This window comes from Bacillus velezensis (assembly GCF_001461825.1).
Lineage (GTDB): Bacteria > Bacillota > Bacilli > Bacillales > Bacillaceae > Bacillus > Bacillus velezensis.
The window spans coordinates 44,571-63,771 of sequence record NZ_LLZC01000018.1 but is presented as its reverse complement, the minus strand read 5'-3'; the positions used below and the strand labels follow the sequence as shown (position 1 = coordinate 63,771).

General features: G+C 46.2%; 19 protein-coding genes. 3 read left to right on the top strand and 16 right to left on the bottom strand.

The genetic code is table 11. The features are described 5' to 3' along the window. Nucleotides 1-3: 3 nt before the first annotated feature. The 6 genes from AR442_RS08955 to AR442_RS08930 form a co-directional block, all read right to left on the bottom strand. Nucleotides 4-840: a sugar ABC transporter permease gene (locus AR442_RS08955; protein WP_014418954.1), complete on the bottom strand. Its 837-nt coding sequence runs from the start codon at nucleotides 838-840 to the stop codon at nucleotides 4-6. Next, nucleotides 841-2,151, bottom strand: a complete 1,311-nt coding sequence (locus AR442_RS08950) for a carbohydrate ABC transporter permease (protein ID WP_014418955.1) — start codon at nucleotides 2,149-2,151, stop codon at nucleotides 841-843. Nucleotides 2,152-2,190: 39 nt separating this feature from the next. After that, entirely contained in the window at nucleotides 2,191-3,447 is a 1,257-nt protein-coding gene (locus AR442_RS08945) for an extracellular solute-binding protein (RefSeq protein ID WP_014418956.1), read from the bottom strand. Between the two features lie 93 nt (nucleotides 3,448-3,540). Further along, nucleotides 3,541-5,310: a glycoside hydrolase family 13 protein gene (locus AR442_RS08940; RefSeq protein ID WP_014418957.1), complete on the bottom strand. Its 1,770-nt coding sequence runs from the start codon at nucleotides 5,308-5,310 to the stop codon at nucleotides 3,541-3,543. A 101-nt stretch (nucleotides 5,311-5,411) separates the two neighbouring features. Further along, a complete protein-coding gene (locus tag AR442_RS08935) occupies nucleotides 5,412-6,362 on the bottom strand; it encodes a LacI family DNA-binding transcriptional regulator (protein WP_014418958.1) in 951 nt (316 codons plus the stop codon). A 173-nt stretch (nucleotides 6,363-6,535) separates the two neighbouring features. After that, the gene (locus AR442_RS08930; protein ID WP_014418959.1) at nucleotides 6,536-7,111 is read right to left on the bottom strand and encodes an LOG family protein; all 576 of its coding nucleotides are present in this window, start codon (nucleotides 7,109-7,111) and stop codon (nucleotides 6,536-6,538) included. 115 nt (nucleotides 7,112-7,226) lie between these two features. On the opposite strand from AR442_RS08930, the gene AR442_RS08925 reads away from it, so the two are divergent. Continuing rightward, nucleotides 7,227-7,547: a MazG nucleotide pyrophosphohydrolase domain-containing protein gene (locus AR442_RS08925; protein ID WP_014418960.1), complete on the top strand. Its 321-nt coding sequence runs from the start codon at nucleotides 7,227-7,229 to the stop codon at nucleotides 7,545-7,547. A 44-nt stretch (nucleotides 7,548-7,591) separates the two neighbouring features. Here the strand turns inward: AR442_RS08925 and AR442_RS08920 are convergent, their stop codons facing one another. Further along, the gene (locus tag AR442_RS08920) at nucleotides 7,592-9,181 is read right to left on the bottom strand and encodes a SulP family inorganic anion transporter (RefSeq protein WP_014418961.1); all 1,590 of its coding nucleotides are present in this window, start codon (nucleotides 9,179-9,181) and stop codon (nucleotides 7,592-7,594) included. 2 nt (nucleotides 9,182-9,183) lie between these two features. Next, on the bottom strand, nucleotides 9,184-9,765 hold the full coding sequence (locus AR442_RS08915) for a beta-class carbonic anhydrase (protein WP_003151503.1): 582 nt from the start codon (nucleotides 9,763-9,765) through the stop codon (nucleotides 9,184-9,186). A 400-nt stretch (nucleotides 9,766-10,165) separates the two neighbouring features. Between AR442_RS08915 and AR442_RS08910 the strand changes: the two genes are divergently transcribed. Together AR442_RS08910 and AR442_RS08905 are read left to right on the top strand one after the other, a co-directional pair. Continuing rightward, nucleotides 10,166-11,131 carry a 2-hydroxyacid dehydrogenase gene (locus AR442_RS08910; protein WP_014418962.1) on the top strand — a complete coding sequence of 322 codons (966 nt, stop codon included), beginning with the start codon at nucleotides 10,166-10,168 and terminating at the stop codon, nucleotides 11,129-11,131. Nucleotides 11,132-11,334: 203 nt separating this feature from the next. Continuing rightward, nucleotides 11,335-11,724, top strand: a complete 390-nt coding sequence (locus tag AR442_RS08905) for a ribonuclease (RefSeq protein ID WP_223204413.1) — start codon at nucleotides 11,335-11,337, stop codon at nucleotides 11,722-11,724. A gap of 60 nt (nucleotides 11,725-11,784) precedes the next feature. Here AR442_RS08905 and AR442_RS08900 read toward each other — a convergent pair whose 3' ends face one another. From AR442_RS08900 to cwlO, 8 genes are all read right to left on the bottom strand, one after another. Beyond that, nucleotides 11,785-12,531, bottom strand: a complete 747-nt coding sequence (locus tag AR442_RS08900) for an arylamine N-acetyltransferase family protein (protein WP_007407420.1) — start codon at nucleotides 12,529-12,531, stop codon at nucleotides 11,785-11,787. Nucleotides 12,532-12,555: 24 nt separating this feature from the next. Then, nucleotides 12,556-12,813, bottom strand: a complete 258-nt coding sequence (locus tag AR442_RS08895; protein ID WP_012118534.1) for an HPr family phosphocarrier protein — start codon at nucleotides 12,811-12,813, stop codon at nucleotides 12,556-12,558. Nucleotides 12,814-12,836: 23 nt separating this feature from the next. After that, nucleotides 12,837-13,787, bottom strand: a complete 951-nt coding sequence (gene whiA, locus AR442_RS08890) for a DNA-binding protein WhiA (protein ID WP_014418963.1) — start codon at nucleotides 13,785-13,787, stop codon at nucleotides 12,837-12,839. A 26-nt stretch (nucleotides 13,788-13,813) separates the two neighbouring features. Next, nucleotides 13,814-14,767 carry a gluconeogenesis factor YvcK family protein gene (locus tag AR442_RS08885; protein WP_014418964.1) on the bottom strand — a complete coding sequence of 318 codons (954 nt, stop codon included), beginning with the start codon at nucleotides 14,765-14,767 and terminating at the stop codon, nucleotides 13,814-13,816. After that, nucleotides 14,764-15,651, bottom strand: a complete 888-nt coding sequence (gene rapZ / locus AR442_RS08880; protein WP_012118535.1) for an RNase adapter RapZ — start codon at nucleotides 15,649-15,651, stop codon at nucleotides 14,764-14,766. The genes AR442_RS08885 and rapZ overlap by 4 nt, the downstream gene beginning before the upstream one ends. 25 nt (nucleotides 15,652-15,676) lie before the next feature. After that, on the bottom strand, nucleotides 15,677-16,144 hold the full coding sequence (locus AR442_RS08875; protein ID WP_003151491.1) for an 8-oxo-dGTP diphosphatase: 468 nt from the start codon (nucleotides 16,142-16,144) through the stop codon (nucleotides 15,677-15,679). A gap of 273 nt (nucleotides 16,145-16,417) precedes the next feature. Next, nucleotides 16,418-17,368, bottom strand: coding sequence for a thioredoxin-disulfide reductase (trxB, locus tag AR442_RS08870; RefSeq protein WP_007407423.1), 951 nt, complete (start codon nucleotides 17,366-17,368; stop codon nucleotides 16,418-16,420). A 206-nt stretch (nucleotides 17,369-17,574) separates the two neighbouring features. Continuing rightward, nucleotides 17,575-18,987 carry a peptidoglycan DL-endopeptidase CwlO gene (gene cwlO, locus AR442_RS08865; RefSeq protein WP_007407424.1) on the bottom strand — a complete coding sequence of 471 codons (1,413 nt, stop codon included), beginning with the start codon at nucleotides 18,985-18,987 and terminating at the stop codon, nucleotides 17,575-17,577. Between the last annotated feature and the right edge of the window lie 214 nt (nucleotides 18,988-19,201).

The following is a 19,201-nucleotide window of genomic DNA, read 5'->3' as shown; positions in this document are numbered from 1 at the left end:
GAACTACCCCTTTGTTCCGCCCGCCGCCAGCCCGGATACAAAGTTCTTTTGGAGAAAAAAGAACAAGATGCATATCGGCAGTGCGGCAAGTATAGCCCCCGCCGCAAACAGGGCGACTTTTTGCTGCTGCGGATTTGAAATGAACGACTGCAACCCTACTGCAATGGTCAGCCTTTCCGGCGAGCGAAGCAAAAACTTCGCCAGCAAATAGTCCCCGAACGGCGCCATAAACGCCCAAAGCGCTTGAACGGCAAGCATCGGCTTCACAAGCGGCAGCACAATGGAGGCAAATATCCTGAAATGCCCCGCTCCATCCATTCGCGCAGCCTCATCAATTTCTCTCGGAACTGTATCAAAATAACCTTTCATCAGCCACGTGTTCATCGGAATTCCGCCGCCGATATAGATCGCTGTCAAAAACCAGTATTGATCAAGAGCGCCTATCAGCATGGCCAATACATAAAAAGCAGTCAGCGCTGCCATTGTGGGCACCATTTGAATGATTAAAAAGAAAACAAGACTCTTTTTTCGCCCCGCAAACCGATAGCGGCTGTACGTATACCCGGCAAGCGTTACAATCGTGACCTGCAATACCATGACTGACAGCGCGATAATCAGCGTATTGCTGTACCAATGAAGATAGAGCGTCTCTTCAAACAGCCGCTTAAAATGATCAAAAGTCCAGGAACCTGAGAAATCGAGCTGAAAAGCCGTCACATTTCCCGCACGGAAAGCGGAGGAAGCCGTAATCAGCAGCGGATATAAAATGACAATGCTTAAAACCAGCAAAAATAAATAGGTACAGATTTTCGTAAGCATTCCGGCCGTTCTGGAACCCATCTACATCACCTCCTCATTGCCGAAAGCATTTGACTTTTTAAAAGCAATCAGTGAAATTCCAATGACGACGAAAGATATTAACAGTGTCACGGCCGCTGCCACAGCATATTGCGGAGAAGTGCCGGTTGTCAGTTTATAGATCCAAGAAATTAAAATATCGGTCGACCCGGCACCGGCTCCCGCGCTTCCCGGACCGCCTTCATTAAACAAATAGATGATCGAAAAATTATTAAAGTTAAATGTGTACTGTGTAATCATCACCGGTGCCGTCGCAAATAAAATCATCGGTAATGTAATATTGCGAAAACGCTGCATAAAAGAAGCCCCGTCAATCTTTGCGGCTTCATACAATTCACCCGGAATCGACTGCAAGACCCCCGTTACCATGACATAAATATAAGGAAAGCCAAGCCAGGTCTGAATCATAATCAGAGCGGTCTTCGTCCAGAAAGCATCAGTCTTCCACGCGATCGCCGGCAGTTCCACAAACGGCAGGTGGTTAATTAATGGAATCACCTGCGTGTTCATCGCCCCAATACTGTCATTAAAAATATTGGAAAAGCTCATAATTGTGATAAAGGCCGGAACAGCCCATGGAAATAAGAAAATCATTCGGAATATCCGTCTGCCTTTAATAAAATCTTGATTCACAAAAAGTGCCGTCACGATCCCCAAAATGATTTGCAGCGTTGTTGCACAGATTGTCCATATCATGGTCCAGCCCAGCACATTCACAAATGTTTCCCGGTAGGAACCGACAAAAAAGATATTCAAGAAATTTTTAAAGCCGACCCAGTCAATCAGACTGTTAGGCGGTATATGATAAAAATCATAGTTTGTTAAGGCAATAAACAGAGTCACCAAAACAGGAAAAATAATCACAAACACCATCATGAGATATGCCGGCAGTGTAAATAAATAAGGAAACCCTTTATCTCCCGCATGGCGGATGATATCCTTGGCCGCTGTATTCACCTTCAAACCCGCCGCTTTCATAGCGGCGGTATGACGGAAATCATAAACTGAAAAGATATAGAACATGAGAAAAATCAACGTTAAGATCAATTGCAGCGTGCCTTCAATCAGCATAAATAATGAGTGATCTTCACCGGGAACACTTCCCAAGGTAACCAATCCGGTCAGCGCCTCAATACCGAAAACGCATAATTCAACAGCAAACAAACTCGTAATGACCAGAAATAAGATCCCCTTTGATATCTGCTGATTCGCGATCTGTCCAATTCCCGGAATGATCGATAAAAACCATGACGCCTTCCGTTTTTGGTGTAAAAGTGTATCATCTTTATTCATTTTTCGCCCTCTATTCTTACGGACACTTCCCCTCCGATTTTATTTCACATACTTTTCTTTGATGTTTTCTTTTATGACGTTTACCGCATCATCCGCCGATTTTTTTGCTGTTTTTTTCCCCGAAGCCGCATCAAACATTAAACTTTCAGCGCCGGTCCATACCTCGGCCATTTCAGGAATATTCGGCGCAGGTGCCGCTGACTCATATTGTTTAATAACAGCTGACGCCAGCTCATTTTTTTGCTCCCCCGCTTTCTTCCTTGCGGCTGTGTTGGCCGGAACTTCATTTGTCTTCTCATAAAAGGCGTAAGCATTGGCATCATTTGTTGCATACTCAAGCCATTTTTCAGCCAGCTCGGGTTCCTTTGTATATTTTGAAGCAACCCAGCCTTTGCCGCCCGCAAACGGAGCATATTCTTTTCCGTTTGGCAATGTCGGAATAGGAGCGGCGCCATAGTTCAGGCCGGCCTCTTGAAAATTGGCAGCCGACCAAGGCCCGCCGATGATTGCAGCCGCTTTCTTATCCAAAAACATTTGCTGAATAAAATCGTCTGCGCTTGAGTTATCCTGCATGCCTTTTGGCCAATATGTTTTAAACCATTTCTCCGCATATTTCACCGCTTCTGCAGCCCCTTTATTGTTCAGGCCGATATCCCCGGGATCTGTGCCGTTTTTCCCGAATACATATCCGCCGTAACCGGACAGCAAACCGTACGACATATAAAAGTCAGTCCACTTTGCTAAAAATCCCGTTGACTTTCCTTTTTCAGAAGCAAATGAAAAGCGGGGATCTTCTGTTAATGTTTCAAGGTCTTTAAATGTTGCCGGCGCTTTTTTTATAAGATCTTTGTTGTAATACAGAACAAGCGTCTCAATCACCAGCGGCATTCCATACACCTTTCCGTTAACCGTTACCTGCTGCATCTCTTTATCTCCAAAGCTTTTTGTATCAGCAGGTTTTAGATCAAGCAAATGGCCTTGCTGCGCCAAACTGCCGATCCGGTCATATGCGGCAAGCATAACGTCAGGCGCATTGCCGGCCGGGCCGTCCAAAGGAAGCGCCTCCAGCTGATCGAACATTTGCTTTTCTGCAATGTTGATTGTGACGTGATTCTCTTTTTCAAACTCTCCTTTAATGCTTTCAATATATTTTTTATAGGTTTCTTCAACGGACACGGTCAGTACCTTTTTGCCGTCAGAGCCGGCCGATTCTTTTGAATTTGAACAGGCCCCGAGACAGAATGCCAAAACTGATGCCGTCAATAAAGCCAATCCCATTTTGACGAACCCCGCCATATCTTTTCCCCCTTTTATTATGAATCTATTACAATTCTACTCTGTTAGAGAAAGCGGTTTCAAAGCCTTTCAGCCTGTTACCGATAACAGAATTCAGACAGGGGCATCAGCGCTTAAAATCAAAAATTCTCCCGGCTGAACAGCAATAGCGGCATCATGTTGAAGGATCTGATCCGTCCACGCATCGTAAACTTTTCTGCTTCTCTCCATATTAAAATCTTGCAAACGGATTTCCCCGGCCCGGTTCCCCTGATTAAAATAGAAAATCAATTGCCTGCCATTGAAAACCCTCGAAAAACTGATACAATCGTTTTGATCATCAAGCAGATGCCACTCAAGACTTCCGTACGTCAATAAAGCGTTTTCTTTTTTGCGTAAGGTGATTAAGCGTTTCATAAAGCTGAGCATTTCCCGGTTTTGCTTTTCCTTTTCCCAAACCATACACTTCCGGCATAATGGATCTCTCCCGCCGTCCAGACCGATTTCCGTTCCGTAGTAGATGCAGGGCGCTCCTGTCTGGGCAAACATAAAGGCCAGCAGAGCGCGGGCTGTTTTCTCATCATTTCCGCACCTTGTCAGAAGACGTTCTGTATCATGGCTGTCCAGTAAATTGAACGTCACCTCGTTGGCCTGCCGCATCCCATTCATCAAGTGCGCGTTTAATCGATAGGCCATGGATGAAGCAGAAATCTCCCGGTCAGCAAAATAAGCAATCATCGGCTCTGTGAAAGGATAATTCATCACAGCGTGAAACTCATCTCCTCTGAGCCAAGGTTCGGAGGAATGCCATATCTCTCCCAAAATATAAAGATCGGGCTTCTCTGCCGTTACCGCCTGCCTGAATGCCTTCCAAAAAGCGTGATCCACTTCATTTGCCACATCTAAACGCCAGCCGTCAATGTCAAATTCACGAATCCAGTACAAAGCAATCTCAAACAAATACCTCTGTACTTCCGGATTAGCCGTATTCAGCTTCGGCATATCAGGCGTAAACGCAAACCTGTCATAATTGTCTTCTTTCACAGGAAAAGAGTGAATATGGAACCAGTCTTTGTAGCGGGACCGGGCCCCGTGTTTTACAACATCCTGCCATTGCGGAGAAGCGCTGCCTATATGATTAAAAACAGCATCAAGCATAATTTTCATTCCCCGCTCATGAAGCCGGCTGACCAATGTCCGGAAAAGCTCCCGATCCCCAAAATGCGGATCGATGGAATAGTAATCCAGCGTGTCATATTTATGGTTGGATGGAGAGGAGAAGATCGGAGTTAAATAAATTCCGTTCACCCCTAATTCTTCTAAATAATCGAGCTTGTCGATAATCCCCTGCAAATCTCCGCCAAAAAAATCATTAACGTCCGGGTCCTTGCTCCCCCAAGGCAGTGCAGCTTCCGGTGACAGGTCTTCTCTTCCATTCGCAAAACGTTCCGGAAAAATTTGATACCAAACCGTTGATTTCGCCCATTCAGGCGCTTGAAATGTATCCGCCTCATGTACAAACGGAAGCTTAAAATAATAATGAATCGTTTCCAGCGTTTTTTTATTTACAGGACAGACCCCTGACGCTCCGAAAAAGATGTTTTCATACTGGTCTGAGACAATAAATGCATATTGCAAACGCCTGAATGGCGGCGACACTTCAGCAAACCAATAATCATGATTTTGGGTTGCGGCTGTTTTTCTCATTGGCTGCTCGGCTGCCGACCATCTGCCGCCGCTGTATTCATAAGGATCGCCCCAAACCAATCGAATCTGATCAGCATCACCTTTTTTCGTCCGGATTTTGATATGCACCGTCCGCCCGTCATAAGAATAAGCATCAGCACTGAACGGCTGATGATGTATTGCGGCATATTCCATCATGTTTCCCCCTTTTTATAGGCTGGCTTATGCTTTGAAGGTAGCATGATGAAATCGGGAGAAGCAATCGTTTTTCTCTTGTTACCGATAACAGAATCAAGCTTTCACAAAGTTGATTCCCGCACAATTAACTCCGGTTCAAAAAACAAATGACCTTGAGCTGCGCCGCCTTCATTCATTTTTTTCAGCAGCATTTTCGCACAGGCCTCTCCCATTTCCACAACCGGCTGTCTGACCGTAGTCAGCCGCGGGGAGGAAATGCGGTCAAGAAAAACACCGTCATTTCCAGTAACGGCCACATCTTCGGGAATTCGTTTTCCGAGTGACTGCACCGCACGAATGACCCCGAGCGCGATTCGGTCGGTGGCGCAGACAAACGCGGCTTGCCGGCCGAGCGTTTTCAAAACTTCTCTTGCCAGGCTTTCGCTTTTTTTTGAACTGTTAGCGATCCGAAACAGCTTCGTTTCTCTGCAGCTCTCTTTCATCGCCCGAATATACCCCTGTTCTCTTGAGCGTTCGAATGGCTCATCCAAATCAATGCCGAAAAAGACAACCTCACGCTCCCCCAGCCCCATGACATGGCGGGTTGCCATAAAAGTCCCTTTTTCGTTATTCACATCGACGAAATCATAGCCCATTTCATTTTCTCCAAATACGACTAACGGCTTTTCAAAAGCTTTGATGACAAATTCAAAATCGGCCTTTCTCAAGCCGGTGGCAATAATGCCGTCGCATTGCCCGATATTGAGTGAATTTCTTGTCACAAGCTGCAAAGCATAATGATGGCGATCCAGCTCCCGGCTGATTCCGGTCAGCAAGTTCATGTAATAGGGTTCGGTCGTATCCATTTCCTCAAGAATCAGCAATTTGACAACCTGTGTTCTGTTTTGCACAAGCGCTCTTGCCGCATAATTAGGGATGTAATTCAGCTCTTTCATTGCGGAATGAACGAGCTTTTTCAGTTCATCTGTTACCGTATCAGGGTGATTAATCACACGTGACACCGTCATTTTCGAAACATTCGCTCTCTTAGCCACATCTGACAACGTCGCCATTTTCCGTCTCCTTCCGCTTTTGCTTAGATAGCCAATCCGAATTAGTTAAATTATACTACGATGGTAATCCGGACATAAAAAAAGATTTCCCTAAGGAAATCTCACATTGTCAAATAAACTCGATTTTCATGAAGTCCGCCCGGGACTCACACACATGCCGGATGGCTCTTTTTTTATATTTCCGTCCATTTTTTCTGAAGGATCGGGTACGAGTAATTGTTCATCTGCTCAATCAGCTCATCCGGCCGGGAGGAACTGTGTATCAGCTTCAAATGAGACTCATTCGAAAATCCTTCCTGAATGCTGTACTTGACCATCTTCATCATCGGCTCAAAATACCCGTTCACATTGTACAGCCCGATCGGTTTTTGATGAATGCCGATTTGCGCCCAGCACAGCACTTCAAATAACTCTTCATATGTTCCGAAACCGCCGGGCATGGCAATGTACCCATCGGCAAGTTCACTCATTTTCGCTTTCCGCTCATGCATGCCGCTGACTTCAATCAGCTCCGTCAGATTCTGATGAACAACCTCTCCGCTGAACAGCCCGCTCGGCATGACGCCGACAGCTTTTCCGCCGCCTGCCATTAACGCATCGGCGACGGTTCCCATCAGACCGACCCGTGAACCGCCGTAAACAAGGCCGATTCCCTGCTCCGCCATATATTCACCCAGTTCGGCCGCTTTGCGTTTGTACTCTTCATTTACCCCCGGGTTTGACCCCGCAAATACACAAATGGTTTTCATTTTTTCATCTCCACATCTATATATGTACATCAATAAATCAAAATACACTATATATTGTCCCATCTCTATATGATAATATCAATAAGAATCATACAGGACATAAGGAGTGTTTCACATGCAGATGGCTGAAGCAGAACGATGGACGAAAGATTTTTACGAAAAACGAGGATGGACGGCGTACGGGCCATTTATCAGAATCGGCTTTTTAATGGAAGAGGCGGGTGAGCTCGCCCGGGCGGTAAGAGCATATGAAATCGGCAGAGACCGGCCGGATGAAAAGGACGCGACCCAGGCTGAACGCAGGCAGGAGCTGATTGAAGAAATGGGTGACGTCCTCGGAAATCTGGCCATCCTTGCCGATAAGTACGGAATCACGTTAGAAGATGCGATGAAAGCCCATCAGGAAAAACTGATCAAGCGCTTTGAAACCGAATAAAAACACGGCCTGTCCGCTTTTTCATGGACAGGCCGTATCTGAATTTATCCCGTTATCTCGTCCTGATGCTCAAAGAAATGCTGTTTCCCGATTTTATGAAACAGCCCTGTCTTCCGGATCAGCTCTCTCGGCTGTGATTGCAATCCGACGATCATCAATCTCCCGTTATGCCGTTTGATCCGGTTCATCACATTCCCCAGCACCGCTTCTGCGGAGGTATCCATGTAATGTACATTATTCATCAGCAGAATAAGCGTCTTCGGCTTTTCCTGAAGCCTCTCCAGCAGCGATGATTCCAGTGAATCAATTGAACCGAAAAACAGCGGCCCCTCAATGGAATATGTGCTGACGGACGAATCATTTTTAACCGATTTGACAGCGGCATGCGGTGTTTTGATGCTTGTTGATTCGCTCATTTTTCTGATAAAGAAAACAAAAGCGAGCACGAGACCGGCAGAAACGCCGATGATTAAATCAAACAGAACCGTCAGCAAAAAGGTTGCCGCCAGTACGAATGAATCAGTGTTTTTCAGCCGCATCATATTGGCGACTTCCCTCCGCTCACTCATGTTCCAAGCCACAACCATCAACACCGGCGCCATGCTTGCCAGCGGTACATGAACGGCAAGCGGGGCGAAGACGAGCAGGACGAGAAGGACGGTGACTCCGTGGACAACACCGGAAATCGGAGAAACTGCGCCGTTTTTAATATTTGTTGCGGTCCGCGCAATCGCTCCCGTTGCCGGTATGCCGCCGAAAAGCGGCGCTGCCATATTGGCGATGCCCTGCCCGACAAGCTCCCTATTGCTGTCATGCCGTGATCCTTTCATATTGTCCGCGACCATCGCCGATAATATGGATTCAAGACCGCCGAGAAGCGCAATGATCAAAGCAGACGGGAACATCATCACCATGTTATCGATTGAGAAATCCGGAAGCTGAAAAGCCGGGAGCTGCCGCGGAATCTCCCCGTAAGCAGAACCGATTGTCGCCATTTTGTCAGGAAAAAACATGACCGCTGCGGCTGTAGAGACAAGCAGCGCCACAAGCGCGCCCGGAATCTTCGGCATCAGCCTGGCTGATAACAGCAAAATGGCCAAAGCAATTCCCGCGATGAGGATGCTGTACAAATTAAAGGTTCCGATCTTCTTGCCGATTTCCGCAATGTTGAGGATAAAGCTTTCATGCTTTTGAATATCGCGCAGACCGAGAAAATGGGCAATCTGCTCCGAGAAAATCAGCACCGCGATTCCGGCCGTAAATCCGACGATCACCGGCTTCGGCACGAATTTCATAATCTTTCCGAGCTTAAATACGCCAAACAGGACGAGCATGACGCCTGCCATAAAACCGGCTACAAGTAAATTCTCAAAACCATACTGCATCACAATGGCAAATAAAATGGGAACAAACGCCCCCGTAGGCCCGCCGATCTGATATTTAGAGCCGCCCAACAGCGAAATCAGAATTCCGGCCACAATAACGGTGTAAAGCCCGTATTCCGGACCGACCCCCGAGGCGATGGCAAAGGCCATTCCCAGTGGAATCGCTACAATTCCGACCACAATTCCCGCGATTAGGTCTTTCTGAAATTTCTGCAAATTGTATCCCTGATATCTGCCGGTAAATTGCATTGTCAGCTGCATCCTCCTTTGACTGTTTCATAACCGTCAACGACTACATCCAGCGTCCCCGTCCCCGGATCGATCACCAGCCCGTGCACCGGCACCTCTTCAGGCAAGAGCGGATGATGCCTGACCATATTCACGCTGTGGGCCACGCTTTCTTCGACGCTGTGAAAACCGGTCAGCCATGTTTCCAAATCGACTCCCGCATGCTGCAGAAGGCTGAGACATTTGTCCTCCACGCCGCGCTCTTTCGCTTTATTTAATATGGAAGCCGCATTTAATCCCGACATTCCGCACTCGCGGTGACCTATGATGCAGACTTCCTCTGCCTGCAGTTCATAAACGGCAACCAAAATGCTCCGCATGACACTTCCAAATGGGTGAGAAACAATGGCTCCCGCGTTTTTTATGATTTTGGCATCGCCGTTTCTGAGTCCCATCGCCTGCGGCAGAAGCTCCGTCAGCCTTGTATCCATACAGGATACGATGACAAGCTTTTTTTTCGGGAATTTTGTCGTTTGGTAAGGTTCATATTTCCTTTCTTGGACAAACTGCTGGTTGTGCTCCAAAATGCTTGATAAAGAAACCATTTTTCTATTCATCTCCCATCCGATTGTATTGCAAGCCTTCTTACCCAGCTTACAGTAAGGAATTATAGCACAGAAAAAGGCCTCAAAAGCGCTTTCAAAAAAAGACACGATAATTTGACTGTAAATTCAGATTATGTTCATTTATATCTTTCAAAAATAATAAAATTTATCTTTACACCAACCTATAAAGCTTTTAAAAACAGCGGTTCCGCTCATTTTGCCTTCAGAAATATAGGCGGATTCTGTTATTGTTTGGAGAAATCAAGCATGTACGTTTCTTTTTCTTTCATTTTAAGTTCAAAAGAACCAGAAATTTATCGTAATGCGTTTGAATATTTCTCACGTTACCGCTTCTCTTATATAATAAAATAGAGAAGAAAGACAAAGGAGGAGAAGCCCGTTGAAACCCTATGTATTCATCGCGAAACCGATACCGCCGGAAGTCGAACAAATGATAGGCGAGCATTGCCGCTATGACATCTGGAAAGAAGATACCATTCCAAAAGAGGAACTGTACGAAAAAATGAAAGATGCTGAAGGGCTGCTGACATCCGGAACGGCGATTGACAGTGATTTACTGGATCACGCGCCGAAGCTGAAGGTCGTCAGCAATAATTCAGTCGGCTATGATAATTTTCATATTGAAGAAATGAAAAGACGCGGGGTTGTCGGCACTCATACACCGTACACCTTAGATGACACTGTCGCTGATCTGGCTTTTTCATTAATTCTGTCTTCCGCCAGACGGGTTGCCGAATTGGATCGATTCGTCCGCGCCGGCAAATGGGGAACCGTTGAGGAAGAATCTCTTTTCGGTATGGATGTCCACCATCAGACATTAGGAATTATCGGCATGGGCAGAATCGGTGAACAAGCTGCCAAACGGGCAAAATTCGGCTTCGACATGGACGTGCTGTATTATAACCGCAGCAGAAAACCGGACGCTGAGAAGGAACTCGGGGTTACATATGCCGACTTAGATACACTGCTGAAAACATCAGACTTTGTGCTGTTAATTACGCCGCTTACTGACGAAACGTATCATATGATGGGAGAGCGGGAATTTAAATTGATGAAAGATACGGCATGTTTCGTCAATATTTCCCGGGGAAAGACGGTTGATGAGAAAGCGCTCATCCGCGCATTGCAGGAGGGCTGGATAAAAGGCGCCGGTTTAGATGTGTTTGAAAAAGAGCCGATCGCCGAAGACAATCCGCTCCTGCAGCTGGAAAACGTCACATTGCTTCCGCATATCGGGTCAGCAACGGCAAAAATCCGCTTGAATATGTTCAAGCAAGCCGCACAAAACATGATTGACGCCGTATACGGAAAAACGCCGAAAAACCTCACGAAGGAATTTCAATGAGATGAAAAATCCCGGCCGTTCAGCCGGGGTTTATTTTTTGCTAGATCAAAAGTACTATTTTTAAATTCTTTCTATTCCTTTCTCTCGATGCTGATACAATGAAAAGGAATCAGCTTCACATGATAAAAATGGGAGGTATTGCTTTGAAAAAACGATTATCGTGGATTTCCGTTTGTTTGCTGGTGCTGTTCTCCGCGGCGGGGATGCTGTTTTCCACGGCTGCCAAGACGGATACATCTTCTCACAAGGCGCACACTGAAGCACAGGTTATCAACACGTTTGACGGGGTTGCGGATTATCTTCAGACCTATCATAAGCTTCCTGATAATTACATTACAAAGTCAGAAGCACAGGCCCTCGGCTGGGTTGCATCAAAGGGGAATCTTGCAGACGTCGCTCCGGGGAAAAGCATCGGCGGAGACATCTTCTCAAACAGGGAAGGCAAACTCCCTGCCAAAAGCGGACGGACGTGGCGTGAAGCGGATATTAACTATACATCAGGCTTCAGAAATTCAGACAGGATTCTTTACTCAAGCGACTGGCTGATTTATAAGACGACAGATCATTATAAAACCTTTACAAAAATGAGATAAACACATACAAAAAACGGCTTCCCTGCGGAGGCCGTTTTTTTTGCAGAGAACCTGCGAGCTTCATATAAAATGAGCAGTAAATTTTTCTTCAAACTCTGACCGGTCTATTCTGCTGTTTTCCGCCGTGCCATCGTGTTTTTTTATTGTTATATTGCGTTCAGACAGAACCATGTGCCCTTCCGGTGTCCGCTTTGAAGCAAGCAGGCGTTTGTTGAAAGGAGAGCGTTCATGTTCAAAGATTGTTTGTTTCATAGACTTGAGGTCCTTTTCATCGATTTCTTCAAGCGAAAATGCGTAACCTGTCTGCCAGCCGTCCCCTTTGTTCATTTCAAGCAGGTATGTCCCGAATTCCGTCTCTTCTATCCTCACGCGGAACGCTCCGGCCGCTGATACCGTCTCGTCTCCCGACATCGGCACAGGCTGCATGGCGAGATTGAGGCCGAAGCCTGCATCAGCGATGTACTCATTCCCTCCGGCGGAAAGAAGTACGGCCGCATGTGTGCCGGGCAGCGCCCAGCCGTTTTTCCAGACCGTTCCGCGGATCAATTTGACATCAAATCCGGCATCTTTCAGGATGAAATAAAGCAGTCCGTTCAAGTCATAACAAAGGCCGCCATGAGGTTCCTTCACCATGTGCCGCCACAGTCCTTCTTTCGTGACGTCATATTCTTTTTTGGACAAAACCGCGCGATTTTCAAACGGAAACCGATACGCGAGCGCCTTTAAAAACTCCGGCAGGTTGCTGAAATCGAGGGAATCCTTTTCCCAGCCTATCGTTTGATAACAATCTTTCAGAAACTCATTCATCTTTCCGTCCCCCTTACAAAGTGTTTACACTTCTTCCTGCACATAAGCGGACAACTTTTCCAGCGCTTCCTTTTCATCATCGCCTTCAGCGATCAGAGTGACTTCCGTCCCCGTGCTGACCGCCAGGCTCATTAATCCCATAATGCTTTTGGCATTCACTTTCTTGCCGTTTTTCTCAAGAAACACATCTGATGCAAAGCGATTTGCCTCCTGTACAAACAATGCAGCGGGACGCGCCTGCAAACCCGTCTTTAAACGCACTTCCACTTTCTCCTGAACCATAAGATCTCCCCTTTTCTGTACGGTTATTTCAAAGTGATGCTTTGTCCTGTACGCAGCTGTTCTGCGATTTCATCGAGCTTTCTCAGCCTGTGATTGATGCCGGATTTGCTGATTCTCCCGCTTGCAACCATTTCCCCCAGTTCTTTCAGCGTGACCTCCTGATAATCAATCCGCAGCTGCGCAATTTCGCGAAGCTTTTCCGGCAGCGCTTCAAGACCGATCCGTTCATCAATGTATTTAATATTTTCCACCTGTCTGAGCGAAGCACCGATGGTTTTGTTTAAGTTTGCTGTTTCACAATTGACGAGGCGGTTCACTGAGTTTCTCATATCTCTGACAATCCGCACATCTTCAAAACGCAGCAGTGAATTGTGAGCGCCGATGACATTCAGAAATTCAGTGATTTTTTCCGCCTCTTTTAAATACGTAATATAGCCTTTTTTCCGTTCAAGCGTTTTGCTGTTCAGATGAAATTCATTCAGCAGCGCGCATAATGAATCGTTATGTTCCTTATAAAGCGAGAAGATTTCCAAGTGGTACGACGAGGTTTCGGGATTATTCACAGATCCCCCCGCCAAAAACGCCCCTCTCATATAAGAACGTTTGCAGCAGCGTTTCGCCACCAGTTCCTCAGAAATATTCCGTTCAAATACAAAGTTCTCTCCGAGGATTTTCAATTCCTCTAAAATCAGCTTTGCATTTTCAGAAAAGCGCACAATATAAACATTATTTTTTTTCAGCCGCATTTTTTTTCTGACTAACAGTTCGACCGATACATCATATTGTTTCTTCAGCAATGTATAAATGCGGCGGGCAATCGCCGCATTTTCGGTTTGAACGTCAAGCACGAGATGGCGGTTTGAAAATGACAGGGAACCGTTCATCCGAATCAGCGCGGACAGCTCCGCCTTGGCGCAGCAGTCCTTCACTTCCAGATTCGTCAGTTCTTTTTTTGTTTCCGATGCAAATGACATATTAGCCACCTCATTTCAAAAGGCCTCTAGTCCCTTAATAAATCGACAAGAAGAGAAGCCACTTTATGTGTATCGTGACGGATTACGCCATTTTTATACGTGATAATCTGATCCCTGATGACCTCAAGCCCCATGGATTTCAGCTTTTCAATATTGAAGTCGACGGGCCGGGCCAGCTCTTTCGCATATTTGCTTTTGATTTCGTCAGGGATCTCCTCATTGTTGATTAAGATCGTGTCGATAAACGGCTGCTCCATATGATCGTTCAGCGCCTTGACATGGTCGGCCGCGCTGTATTGCAGCGTCTCGCCGGGCTGTGTCATGACGTTGCATATATATACTTTTTTGGCCGCAGCCTTGACGACTTCTTCTCCGATTTTCGGCACGAGCAGATTCGGAAGAATGCTTGTGTACAGGCTTCCCGGACCGATAATGATTAAATCGGCCTGACGGATGACGTCAATCGTTTCCGGGAGCGGATCAATTTTTTCAGGCGTAAGAAACACCCGTTTAATCCGCTGGCCGTAAGAAGGGATTGTCGATTCTCCGGAGACGACCTGCCCGTCCTCCATTTCAGCGTGAAGAACGACACTGGTGTTGGCAGCCGGCAGCACTCTGCCGCGCACATTCAGCACCTTGCTCATTTCGGTGACAGCGTGAAAGAAATCACCGGTTATATTTGTCATCGCTGCCAAAATCAAATTGCCGAGCGAATGTCCGGTTAAGTCGCTTCCTTTGTTGAAACGGTGCTGAAACAGATTTTCAACGAGCGGCTCAACATCTGACAAAGCGGCCAGTACGTTACGGATGTCACCCGGCGGCGGAATTTGAAGTTCATCCCGCAGACGGCCTGAACTTCCGCCGTCATCAGCAACTGTCACAATCGCCGTAATATCAACGGGCTTATGCTTTAACCCCCGAAGCAGCACGGACAGACCCGTTCCGCCGCCGAAGATTGCGATTTTCGGCTTCTTATTCATTTCCGGCTTCTCTTTTCAATGTCCCGGTGAGTGACATGAGTATAGAAATCTTTTTTAAAATAGTCAGCCAAATACTCAGCGAGCGTGACGGAGCGGTGCTGGCCGCCCGTACAGCCGATCGCGATGACAAGCTGGCTTTTACCTTCCCGCTTATAAGACGGAAGCATAAAGCCGAGCAGATCAACAAGCTTTTCAATAAACTTTTGTGTTTCGTTCCACTTCATCACATAGGACGACACTTCCTCATCTTTCCCCGTAAGCGGCCTCATGCTTTCAATGTAGAACGGATTCGGCAGAAACCTTACATCAAACACGAGGTCGGCATCTATCGGAAGCCCGTATTTGAACCCGAATGACATTACGTTCACTGTAAATGTTTCACCTTGGTTCGTGGCGAAATGCGCCACGATTTTTTCACGCAGATCACGCGGTTTCATATCCGATGTGTCATAGATCAGCTGAGAGCGCCCTTTCAATTCTTCAAGCAGCTGGCGTTCCAGCGCGATTCCTTCAAGAGGAAGCCCGGTAGCGGCCAGCGGGTGAGAACGCCTCGTTTCTTTGTATCTCGTCACAAGAATGGAATCCTTAGCGTCTAAAAAGAGAATACGCGGTGTAATCCACGGATTTTCCGCCATTTCATCCAGCGCCTCAATCAGCCTGTCAAAAAATTCGCGTCCCCGCAGATCCATGACAAGCGCGACCTTGCTCATTTTTGAACTTGATTCTTTCATCAGCTCCAAAAATTTCGGCAGCAAGGAAGGCGGCAGATTGTCGACGCAAAAATAGCCGAGATCCTCAAAGCTTTGAATGGCGACGGTTTTCCCCGCTCCGGACATTCCCGTAATGATGACGAGCTGAATATCATGGTTTTCATTCATACTCATCTTTCTCCCCCCTGCGGTCTTTCTTTTATTTGATAAGCTGCGGATCTAAACGATAACTGAGCAGCTCGAAGTCCGGCGTATACGTAAAGGTGCCGTGCAAAAGCCCTTGGCCCTTGATCATAAAATCAAGGATATGCCCGTCTCCGGGGGCCATCGGAAGGCTGTGGATATCTTTTACGTCATGCCACTTCAGAACGCCTTCCTCTGATTCAGCGACATTCCGCCCCGTGTACGAGTCGGCGACGAAAGTAAACATCATCCACTCTGACACGATTTGTTCCTGTTCCTTAATAATAAAGGTAAACACGCCTTTTAACTGCGGATTTAGTATATAAATGCCCGTCTCTTCTCTGTACTCTCTGATGACGGAATCTCTGACGGATTCGCCGCTTTCCATCTTCCCGCCGGGCGCGACCCACCAGCCCCGTCTCGGCTTTTGGAGAAGGAGAACCTGATCATCTGTCTGCAGCACACAATTTGTCACTCTTTGCACAAGTACGTCACCTAACCTTCTCAACAAATCATCGTCTCTTCATTATACCGTTTCGGCATGTCTCTCACAATGCAGAGACACCGACATCCTTTTCTTTTATTTGACAGAAAACAGAAAATCGCAAAAAAAGGGCACGGATATTGGAATCCGTGCCAAAGTGTATTCATTAAAAAGGGGGTCAATTACTACATTCATCTTAAAACATCAGTATTTCACCCGTGTTACAGCGTAATTAAAACACAGTAACGATTCAAAAACTGAACATTACAGTGATTATTTAACGGTTTTGAGCGTTTCCTCAAGCTCTTCCACATAATGCTGAACGCTTTGAGCCGCAATACTTCCGTCGCCTGTCGCCGTTACGATCTGGCGGAGCGTTTTTTCACGGATGTCTCCCGCGGCGAAAATGCCCGGAACTTTTGTCTCCATTTGAGCATTTGTTTCAATGTAGCCTTCTTCATTTGTGATGCCCAAGTTTTCGAACGGTTTAGAAAGCGGAAGCATACCGATATAAATAAAGACACCGTCAGCTTTGAATTCTTCTTCTTCTCCCGTCACGGTATCCACAAGAGTAAGTCTGCCGACTTTTCCGTTTTCCTCATGGATTTCTTTTACGGTTTTGTTCCATTTGAAGTCAATTTTCTCATTGTCAAAAGCACGCGCCTGAAGAATGCTTTGCGCCCGCAATTTGTCACGTCTGTGAACGATGGTGACTTTTGAAGCGAAGCGTGTCAGATAGACGCCTTCTTCAACGGCGGAGTCTCCGCCGCCGACAACGACAAGCTCTTTATTCTTAAAGAACGCGCCGTCACAAACCGCGCAGTACGATACGCCGCGGCCGCCCAGTTCTTTTTCGCCGGGAACGCCGATCTTTTTGTATTCCGCTCCGGCAGAAATGACGATGGCGCGCGCTTTATATTCTTTTGAACCGGCTTTGACCGTTTTATATTCTTTGCCGTCAACGATTTCTTTAATATCGCCGTACGCATATTCCGCACCGAATTTTTTCGCATGTTCAAACATTTTATTAGAAAGTTCAGGGCCGAGAATGCTTTCAAAACCCGGATAGTTTTCAACATCCTCCGTGTTGGCCATCTGGCCGCCCGGAATTCCTCTTTCGATCATTAATGTGGATAAGTTCGCTCGTGATGTGTAAACAGCAGCGGTCATCCCCGCCGGACCCGCGCCGATAATGATCACATCATAAATTTTTTCTTCTGACACCATGATTCACTCCTTTTCGAAATGGGGCGCACCCTATATGACTAAGAATCCCCATCAATCGTATTCCTTACCCATATCCTATTAAATCTGAGGGCAATTCGCTATTTTTTTGCTCATTTTTCTGAAAAACCGTGATTAGACAGCTCCTGAGCGGGTATACAAATAAAGAAAGAGCCTTCCGGGATAGAAGGCCCTTGTCTTATTCATTATTGCACGACACGTCTTACATTGCCGTTGAATGCTTTCTTCCAGTAAGGATTGCTCATAGAATCAATGGATACACCGTGTGATGTATTATCGTTCAGGAACGTTCCGTTACCTAAGTAGATGCCGACGTGGCCGTTTGTTTTATACGTATTGAAGAATACTAAGTCTCCGCGTTTCATGTCAGACGCGCTTACTGCTTTACCTCTTCCGATTAATGTATCTGTGTTTGTGCCGCTTGCAGGTCCGAGGTTAACGCCTGCGTTAGCATAAGCCCAGCGTACGAATGAAGAGCAGTCAAAAATACGGTTGTTAATATCAGATTGAGTGCGTCCGCCGCCGAATTTGTACGGGGATTGACCCACAAGGCTTGAACCTACGCTGATCGCGCCTTCAATACCGCCTGAATTTGAAATAACAGATCCGCCGTCAGAATCATCTGAACCGCCGCTGTTATGAGATGATCCGCCTGAAGTGCTCTTCGGTTTGCTTGAGCTGTCAGATGAATCAGATGATGTTGAAACAGCCGCTTTTTTCACAGTTTTAACCGCCGGTGCCGGCTGGCTGTCATCTTTTTGGTTTTGGTCTTCAGAAGCTTTTTGCGCTTCTTCCTGTTTTTTGATCAGGGCAGCCGCTGCAGCCTGCTCAGCTTTAATGCGCTTCTGTTCTTTTTCAGTGTCAGCTTTTTCGTTTGCAAGCTTTGATGCTTCTTTTTTCAGATCAGAGATAGCGGAAGCCGCTTTTTTCTGTCCGTTTTTCGCTTCGTCAAAAAGCTTGTCTTTCTGATCAAGCTGTTTGTTCAGGTCTTTTTGCATAGACTCGAGTTTCGCAAGATCATCTTGAACTTTTTTCAGCTTCACGTTAAGTTCAGCTTCTGCGTCTTCGAGTTTCGCTTTATCCTGCTCCTGCTGTTTGATCAGCTCTTTATCCGCATCAACGATAGAAGATACCGCAGTCGCACGGGAAATGAAGTCTCCGAAGCTTGTCGCCCCTAAAAGAACATCTATGTATCCTTGAGAACCGCCGTTTTCCTGTAAAGAACGAACGCGTTTTTTCAGGATTTCATTGCGTTTTTCAATACGCGCTTCTGTTTCTTTGATTTCTTTTTTCAAATCAGCGATCTGCTTTTTCGTTTTTTCGTTTTCAGCTTTTTTATCTTCGATTTTATTGCTTGTATCCAACGCTTTAGCGTTAATGTCTTTCAGTTCTTTTTCAATCTTAGCCTGCTTGTCCTGAAGCTTAGACAATTCTCTTTCTTTTGCTTCAAGGCTTGAAGCCACCTCAGATTGCTTGCTTTCAATTTTCGCTTTTTTGCTGTCTAATGTTTCCGCCGATGCAGTTTTTGTAAACGGGATCAAAAAACTGCTTGTCCCGATGACGGAAGCCAAACCAAGTGTTAATAAACTCTTTTTCACTTTTTCTTTCCTCCCTTTTACTTTAAACCTGTTCTCATTTGGAATTCTATTATGAACATCAAAGTTACGCTCCCTCACATACCCGTGAGGCTGATGATTTTTATGTATGAATCTTTAAATCTTTTAAATTGGTATAGATTATACAGCACATGTAAAATAAACTAATCTCTTATGTACGAGACTCATTATACCATCATGTTTCGACAATTTTTAT

Bases quoted from the DNA above. Each gene is read 5' to 3' on its own strand.
- AR442_RS08955 (WP_014418954.1), bottom strand. From the start codon at position 840: ATGGGTTCCAGAACGGCCGGAATGCTTACGAAAATCTGTACCTATTTA.
- AR442_RS08950 (WP_014418955.1), bottom strand. From the start codon at position 2,151: ATGAATAAAGATGATACACTTTTACACCAAAAACGGAAGGCGTCATGG.
- AR442_RS08945 (WP_014418956.1), bottom strand. From the start codon at position 3,447: ATGGCGGGGTTCGTCAAAATGGGATTGGCTTTATTGACGGCATCAGTT.
- AR442_RS08940 (WP_014418957.1), bottom strand. From the start codon at position 5,310: ATGATGGAATATGCCGCAATACATCATCAGCCGTTCAGTGCTGATGCT.
- AR442_RS08935 (WP_014418958.1), bottom strand. From the start codon at position 6,362: ATGGCGACGTTGTCAGATGTGGCTAAGAGAGCGAATGTTTCGAAAATG.
- AR442_RS08930 (WP_014418959.1), bottom strand. From the start codon at position 7,111: ATGAAAACCATTTGTGTATTTGCGGGGTCAAACCCGGGGGTAAATGAA.
- AR442_RS08925 (WP_014418960.1), top strand. From the start codon at position 7,227: ATGCAGATGGCTGAAGCAGAACGATGGACGAAAGATTTTTACGAAAAA.
- AR442_RS08920 (WP_014418961.1), bottom strand. From the start codon at position 9,181: ATGCAATTTACCGGCAGATATCAGGGATACAATTTGCAGAAATTTCAG.
- AR442_RS08915 (WP_003151503.1), bottom strand. From the start codon at position 9,765: ATGGTTTCTTTATCAAGCATTTTGGAGCACAACCAGCAGTTTGTCCAA.
- AR442_RS08905 (WP_223204413.1), top strand. From the start codon at position 11,335: ATGCTGTTTTCCACGGCTGCCAAGACGGATACATCTTCTCACAAGGCG.
- AR442_RS08900 (WP_007407420.1), bottom strand. From the start codon at position 12,531: ATGAATGAGTTTCTGAAAGATTGTTATCAAACGATAGGCTGGGAAAAG.
- AR442_RS08895 (WP_012118534.1), bottom strand. From the start codon at position 12,813: ATGGTTCAGGAGAAAGTGGAAGTGCGTTTAAAGACGGGTTTGCAGGCG.
- whiA (WP_014418963.1), bottom strand. From the start codon at position 13,787: ATGTCATTTGCATCGGAAACAAAAAAAGAACTGACGAATCTGGAAGTG.
- AR442_RS08885 (WP_014418964.1), bottom strand. From the start codon at position 14,767: ATGAATAAGAAGCCGAAAATCGCAATCTTCGGCGGCGGAACGGGTCTG.
- rapZ (WP_012118535.1), bottom strand. From the start codon at position 15,651: ATGAGTATGAATGAAAACCATGATATTCAGCTCGTCATCATTACGGGA.